The following is a 6,715-nucleotide window of genomic DNA, read 5'->3' on the forward strand; positions in this document are numbered from 1 at the left end:
CCTATTCCTAATTCACCTCTGTTAGCGTTGATTCCCGGAAGACTCCGTAAATTTGCGGTGTTTTTTCGTTAAAAGTACTTAAAAGTCTGGCGGACAACCATAGAGTAGGACTAAAATTGTGAGGGTCAGGCGATCGCCCAAAGGCTGATTCTTGCGTTGACCCCCGCAAATCGCTCATCCAGCATAGGTTTCACGGCTCAGAGTGGAGACTTTTTTCTCAATAATCCTTTGCTTATTGACTCTGAAAATGACCCCCACAATTTTGAGGCTTGAAACGCGCTCTGGGTAAGGCTCCTACAAAGGCGGGGTTTCCGATCAAGTGCGATCGGATTAGTTGGAAACGTGTCGAGAACAATCCCACCACCTGCGCGCGCATACGGTTTCCGATCAAGTGCGATCGGATTAGTTGGAAACTTGCAGTAAAGCATCTGCCGATGGATTCAAAAATTTGGTTTCCGATCAAGTGCGATCGGATTAGTTGGAAACCTAAAGGGTTTTGGGTTGTAAATCCTGCTCCATTTGTTTCCGATCAAGTGCGATCGGATTAGTTGGAAACTTGATTACACCAGTTGTAACCTGAACTGCGCCTCGTTTCCGATCAAGTGCGATCGGATTAGTTGGAAACTTTTGACACCATTGAAGTAAACGTTAAGCGACTGGTTTCCGATCAAGTGCGATCGGATTAGTTGGAAACAGTTAACAAAGACACTAACAAAGCAAGAGCAACTGGTTTCCGATCAAGTGCGATCGGATTAGTTGGAAACATTGGCTTGTGAGAGACCCAAACGCAGATTATTGTGTTTCCGATCAAGTGCGATCGGATTAGTTGGAAACTTCACAACCAAAGGCATGGCTGTGATTTCGTAAAGTTTCCGATCAAGTGCGATCGGATTAGTTGGAAACAAGAAACCGTCGTTTTGCTGATCTTTCAAAATGGTTTCCGATCAAGTGCGATCGGATTAGTTGGAAACCGTTTAGAACGATAGAAAAGCTGTTGGACAACCGTTTCCGGTCGGGTGCGATCGGATTAGTTGGAAACTTCATGTACTTGTTTAACCAGAGATGGAAAACTCCGGCGTGGTTTCCGGTCGGGCGCGATCGGATTAGTTGGAAACGCTGCGAGACTTTGGTCACCGTTGCGAAGTGCATTTGTTTTCGATCGAGTGCGATCGAATTTCTAAAAAGCTCGGTCAGAACGATCGGGCTTCTTCTTTGAGAGTGAAACGCGATCGTTCCGTTCTACAATCTGAACGGCTTTTCCCCTCTTCGACCTCAACTGTGAAACGAGACACCATCTACTATCAGATCTTCAAACGCTTCCCACAACTCTTGTTTGAACTGGCGAACCTGCAATCTCTGCAACCTCAGAACTACCGCTTCGACTCCGTAGAAGTCAAAGAAACCGCCTTTCGCATTGACGGCGTATTTCTGCCACCCGAAAGCGCACCTTCTAAAACCATCGTTTTCGCAGAAGTCCAATTTCAGAAAGACGAGGCACTCTACCATCGATTCTTCACCGAATCTTTGACCTATCTCTATCGCAGCCAACCGCTCTACGACGATTGGCAGGGGGTCATCATCTTCCCCTCCCGTGACCTAGAGCCATCCAAACCTGCTCTGCATCGGGCATTACTCAACAGTGACCAAGTTCATCGAATCTACCTAGACGAACTCGGCGATGCCACCCAACAACCTGTCGGAATTCAGTTAATCCAACTGACGATCGCCTCTAAGACAGAAATGATCGAACGGGCAAAGCAGTTGATTGAGCAAGTTGAGCAGGAAACCGTTCTACAATTTAATCAGAATGAAATCATTGACATCATTACCACAATTGCAATCTACAAATTCTCAAACTTAAGTCGGGAGGAAGTTGAAGCAATGTTAGGACAAAGTTTAGAAGAAACCAGAGTCTACCAAGAAGCTAAAGCAGAGGGTAAAGCGGAAGGCAAAGCACAGGGTAAAGCGGAAGGCAAAGCGGAAGGCAAAGCGGAAGGCAAAGCGGAAGGCAAAGCAGAAATGTTGCGGGTGACAGTTCCGCTACTCATAGAAGCTGGAATGAGCGTGGAGCAAATTGCACAGCGCCTTAACATTGATCTGGCAACCGTCCAGAAAGCAACCCAATCATAGTTTGCGAAATTGCGATCGCGCCCAGAAGTTAACATCATCGCTGATGGTGGGCTGCTACAGAGAGAAACGATGAAAAGCGCAACCAAGCTCGAAGGTGAAGCCATGATTCAAGTCATCATGCAAGAACGTGAAGGCGGAGAACGCGAAGTCGAAACCCCTGCTGGCGCGATCGACCTCCTCACCGATCAAGAAGTCATTGAAATCAAACACGTCCATAACTGGAAAGACGCGACAAAAGTACTGGTCTATCAAACCTATTTCCCCGATCGCAAACCCAGAGTTCATTTATTTGGTGGATACAGCAAACAAACCAAAGCTACGATCGAAGAAGCATTTGGCAAATTAGGCATTACGCTAACCTGGGAACGCGATCCTTTCTGAAGAGTTTGCGATCAGGTTTGTTGGTCTGCAAAGCGATCGTTGCGGTCTACAATCTGAATTGCTTCTGTGCGATCGCTTCGACTTCAACCGTGAAACGAGACACCATTTACTATCAGATCTTCAAACGCTTCCCCGAACTCCTGTTTGAACTGGCTGATCTGCAATCTCTGCACCCCCAGAACTACCGCTTCGACTCCGTAGAGGTCAAAGAAACCTCCTTTCGCATTGATGGCGTATTTCTCCCAGTCGAAGGTGCAACGCCCAGAACCATCATTTTTGCCGAGGTGCAGTTTCAGAAAGACGAATCCCTCTACCATCGCTTCTTCACCGAATCCTTGACCTACCTCTATCGCAATCAAACACGCTACGACGATTGGTATGGCATCTTGATTTTTCCGTCTCGCACTATTGAACCATCCAATCTCACGCTTCATCGTGCGTTACTCAACAGCAGTCAAGTCTATCGAATCTATCTCGAAGAATTAGACACCCTCGACCAGCAGTCCCTCGGCTTAAGCCTGCTTCAGCTTCCCATTGCGTCTGATGCCGAAATGATTCAACAAGCAAAGCAACTCATTGCACGAGTTGGGCAAGCATCTATTCCATTGATTGAAAAAGACGAGATAATCGAAGTGATCAGCACGATCGCAATCTACAAATTCTCCAACCTGAGTCGAGAGGAGGTCGAGTCGATGTTAGGACAAAGCTTACAAGAAACTAGAGTCTATCAAGAAGCCAAAGCCGAAGGAAAAGCTGAAATGTTGCGAGTGACAGTTCCTTTACTAATGGAAGCTGGAATGAGTGTAGAGCAAATCGCACAGCGCCTTGATGTGGATCTCGCAACCGTCCAGAAAGCAGCACAACAGTAGTCATTGGTGTTGGCAACGAAATTGAGTCTTGGGCAGGAAAATGTCAGACCTCCAGTCGGCAGCGATCGGACTCGTTAGAAACTTTGTGAAAATTTCACCCAAGTTAAAAACAGCCGATCGTTTGCTCAAACGAGGGGACACGATCGAGCGTGCTGCTGAAGATGTTGACCTTCCGATCGCAGCAGTTCGTCAAATCGCAGGTCATCTCAAACTACATTTCGCAAACTTGGACATTGGGCAAGCGAGAATCCATTAAGCGATTCATCCAGCCTTCGAGATATTTGCGGTTTGCTTGTTGTTCTTGAAGATCTGAGGTGTCGATCGCAAAGGGCATTAAGCCTAAAATTGCAGCCGTTGTGACACAAAACATGGATTTCTGAAAGCTGATGCAAATTCTCACGCGCAAATCAGTTTCACCCCGCTCACGAACCTGATAAAAGTCTCGCAAATAATCAGGCAGATAGTGACGCAAATCCTGCATCAGCAGCGTCGGAGGAATGCCAGCGCCCCCAGTCGGCAACGGATCAGCATAGAGAACGCCGTAATTAAAGCGATCGGTGTCGGGTGAAATCTGTTGAGCTTGCGCGTTGTAAGAAACGGTGCCCATAAAGGGAAATGACTTCAAGAAAACGGCTTCGACATACGGCACGGCCGCATCCATTAAAAACGTCAGATTGGCAGACTTGGGAATAATCTCGTAAGTGCTGTCACCAATTTTCACCGCATAGGTAATGGGCACACTTGCCGCATTGACTAATCCATCTTTGACATGGGCAACCACATCGGGAATAGCTCGAATTTCGCCTGCATCGTAGCGATCGGACAGTTCAAAAAACATCTTGCTCATAATGTTCCAAAACTGACCCAGCGCACTGTAATAGCAAAGCTGCCTGATCTGTTCGGGGATGAATTCTGGAAACGCTTTAGCCAACCCTCTAATTGGCAGATTACTCTTGAGTTTGGCTTGAGTGGCCTGCTGCACCAGTTCTTCAAATTGGGGAGAATCGAGGTATTTATCTAACCCGCCGCCGCCGTGCCACATCATTGCTTTCATGCAGTACTCAGCGAACTCGTAGTTGATGCGATCGTGCCACCAGTGCTTGAGTAGTTTATTAAACGAAACGTCGCCGTTAAAGTATTTGAAAAACGGAAACAACACTAAAAACTGATCTTGTGAAATGTAAGTGAGATTGCGCCAGTAAGCATCTAAGACAACAGCATAGCTTTTGAGAACGCCCACGACTTCGATCACATTGTCCGGCGAATCAGGCAGAAGTGCGCCCCCAGATTCCAGGCGATCGATGATCTCAGTTAGGGGGTGGTTTGAGGGCTTGCGGGTGGTGCTGACCATAGAGGGAGAGATGAGGGATGAGGGATGAGGGATGAGGGATGAAGGGCTAATTGTTGGGGGTGATTGGGTTTTCGGTGGCGATCGTTTGGATAGTTGGGGACGGGGTGACGATGCTTTTGAAGGGTTTGGTGGCGATCGTTGGATAGTCGGTCAACATGGCGGTCGTCGTGGTTTCTGTCCAGCGGACTAGCCAGTTGGGTTGTAGTCCCAAAACGACAATTAATGCAGCGAGGACAAAACCTGGCAAGCGTTCTGACCAGGGCACTTTGGGAAGGTTGGAAAACTGCTCTGGAAGCCGGCCGAAAAAGGTGCGGTTGACTAGCAGTAAGAAATAAACCGCCGTCAAGCCAGTGCCCACCATTGAGAGTAGCGTTTGAACTGGGAAAATAGGGAAGCTGCCGCGAAACACTAAAAATTCTGAAATAAAGCCAATCATGCCGGGAATGCCTGCGCTGGCCATCACGCCGACCACCATCAGACTGCCAATAATCGGTAAACCGCGTTCTGGATTGAGCAAGCCTTTGAGAACGGTAATGTCGCGAGTGCCTGTTTTTTTATAAACCACACCCACTAACACAAACAGCATGGCTGAGATTAAACCATGACTGACCATCTGAAAAACCGTTGCCAACAAGCTGAGAGGAGTCGCTGCCGCCGCCGCTAGTAAAATGAAGCCCATGTGCCCGATCGAGCTATATGCCACCATTTTTTTCATGTCGGTTTGAGCGATCGCCGTAAACGCCCCAAACAAGACGCTGACTACGGCCCAGGTCGCTAACCAGGGAGCCAAAATCGCCCAGGCTTCAGGAAATAGACCCAGCCCAAATCGAATCAGTCCATAGGTTCCTAGTTTCAGTAATACACCCGCCAACAACACAGAAATGGGCGTAGAGGCTTCAACGTGAGCGTCAGGCAACCAGGTATGTAAAGGGAATAGCGGAATCTTAATTCCAAAACCGATGAGAATCGCACCCAGCAATACAAACTGAGTCGCTAATGGCAATCCCTGAGAAAGCGCCGGATTGTACTCAAAGGAATGGGAGCCACCCAGCCAGGTTAATCCTAAAAATGCTGCTAAAATCAAAATTCCTGAAACGGCGGTGTAAATCAAAAACTTGGTTGCTGCATAGCCGCGTCTCGCTCCGCCCCAAATGCCAATCAGCAAGTAAAGGGGAATCAGTTCGATTTCGTAGAATAGAAAAAATAACAGTAAGTTCTGTGCCAAAAATGCGCCAGCGATTCCTGTGTTGAGCAGCAGCACCAATGAGTAATAGAATCGAGGACGTTCAATTTCAACATCGCTACAGTAAATGGCAACGATCGTCAAAAAGTTTCCCAAAACCAGCAAGGGCAGAGACAATCCATCCAGTCCCAGCCGATAAGTCAACCCCAGCGAATCGAGCCAGGGAATGTCTTCTTGAAACTGAAAGCCAATGCTAATCGCATCAAACTGACTGGCAATTACAATCGTCCAGGTAAACACGATCGCACTAAAAGCTAACGCAATTTGCCGAATCCGACGGGGGGCGATCGTTCCTGGCAAAACCCCAATCAGGAGCGCTCCGACAACTGGAATCCAAACTAAAGCACTGAGCATAATTCAAAGTTTTGGGGGTTGAGGTTTGAGAGTTAAGTGTCAAATGCTTTTGGCTAAAACATCAAGCTCAAAAGAGATTCCCACATTGACCAGGTGAGGACAATACCCAGCACACCAATGCCAATGAGAATGGTCAACATATACGCTTGAGATTGACCTGAAACGCTATATTTCAAACTTTCACCACTAAAAATAGAAGCCAGTCCAACTAGATTGACAACGCCATCCACAATATAGCGATCGAACCATGCACTAAATCGTGAAATGGTGCTGACGACAAAAACGACGGTGACGCGATAGAGGCGATCGACGTAAAAATCATACGCCAGCAAATCCTGTGCAAATCGCAAGGGTGCTTGAATCGGTCTCGACCAGTTATAGTTCAGC

General features: G+C 47.5%; 6 protein-coding genes, 1 pseudogene and 1 CRISPR repeat array. Of the genes and pseudogenes, 4 read left to right on the forward strand and 3 right to left on the reverse strand.

Features of this window, described 5'->3' with window-relative positions; translation table 11 throughout:
• Positions 1-307: 307 nt before the first annotated feature.
• A CRISPR array of direct repeats spans positions 308-1,115; the repeat unit is 35 nt; unit sequence GTTTCCGATCAAGTGCGATCGGATTAGTTGGAAAC.
• Positions 1,116-1,149: 34 nt separating this feature from the next.
• The 4 genes from ACKFKF_RS25820 to ACKFKF_RS25835 all read left to right on the forward strand — a co-directional run bounded on the left by ACKFKF_RS25820 (position 1,150) and on the right by ACKFKF_RS25835 (position 3,636).
• Complete coding sequence (locus ACKFKF_RS25820) at positions 1,150-2,130, forward strand: Rpn family recombination-promoting nuclease/putative transposase (protein WP_446870297.1); 981 nt, start codon at positions 1,150-1,152, stop codon at positions 2,128-2,130.
• A gap of 69 nt (positions 2,131-2,199) precedes the next feature.
• Positions 2,200-2,511 (forward strand): hypothetical protein, encoded by a 312-nt coding sequence (locus tag ACKFKF_RS25825; protein ID WP_446870298.1) that lies wholly within the window; start codon positions 2,200-2,202, stop codon positions 2,509-2,511.
• Between the two features lie 5 nt (positions 2,512-2,516).
• Positions 2,517-3,380: an Rpn family recombination-promoting nuclease/putative transposase gene (locus ACKFKF_RS25830; protein ID WP_446870299.1), complete on the forward strand. Its 864-nt coding sequence runs from the start codon at positions 2,517-2,519 to the stop codon at positions 3,378-3,380.
• 40 nt (positions 3,381-3,420) lie between these two features.
• Positions 3,421-3,636 carry a hypothetical protein gene (locus tag ACKFKF_RS25835; RefSeq protein ID WP_446870300.1) on the forward strand — a complete coding sequence of 72 codons (216 nt, stop codon included), beginning with the start codon at positions 3,421-3,423 and terminating at the stop codon, positions 3,634-3,636.
• Here the strand turns inward: ACKFKF_RS25835 and ACKFKF_RS25840 are convergent.
• The 3 genes and pseudogenes from ACKFKF_RS25840 to ACKFKF_RS25850 form a co-directional block, all read right to left on the reverse strand.
• A complete protein-coding gene (locus tag ACKFKF_RS25840; RefSeq protein WP_446870301.1) occupies positions 3,592-4,731 on the reverse strand; it encodes a CO2 hydration protein in 1,140 nt (379 codons plus the stop codon). The two genes, ACKFKF_RS25835 and ACKFKF_RS25840, sit on opposite strands and share 45 nt — an antisense overlap.
• Positions 4,732-4,777: 46 nt before the next feature.
• Complete coding sequence (locus ACKFKF_RS25845; protein ID WP_446870302.1) at positions 4,778-6,328, reverse strand: NADH-quinone oxidoreductase subunit M; 1,551 nt, start codon at positions 6,326-6,328, stop codon at positions 4,778-4,780.
• A 53-nt stretch (positions 6,329-6,381) separates the two neighbouring features.
• A pseudogene (locus tag ACKFKF_RS25850) lies at positions 6,382-6,715 on the reverse strand (NAD(P)H-quinone oxidoreductase subunit F); the annotation flags it as partial.

Source organism: Phormidesmis sp. 146-12 (assembly GCF_052939495.1).

What these genes read in the sequence shown, in the direction of transcription:
- ACKFKF_RS25825 (WP_446870298.1), top strand. Translation starts at nt 2,200, where the DNA reads ATGAAAAGCGCAACCAAGCTCGAAGGTGAAGCCATGATTCAAGTCATC.
- ACKFKF_RS25840 (WP_446870301.1), bottom strand. Translation starts at nt 4,731, where the DNA reads ATGGTCAGCACCACCCGCAAGCCCTCAAACCACCCCCTAACTGAGATC.
- ACKFKF_RS25835 (WP_446870300.1), top strand. Translation starts at nt 3,421, where the DNA reads ATGTCAGACCTCCAGTCGGCAGCGATCGGACTCGTTAGAAACTTTGTG.
- ACKFKF_RS25845 (WP_446870302.1), bottom strand. Translation starts at nt 6,328, where the DNA reads ATGCTCAGTGCTTTAGTTTGGATTCCAGTTGTCGGAGCGCTCCTGATT.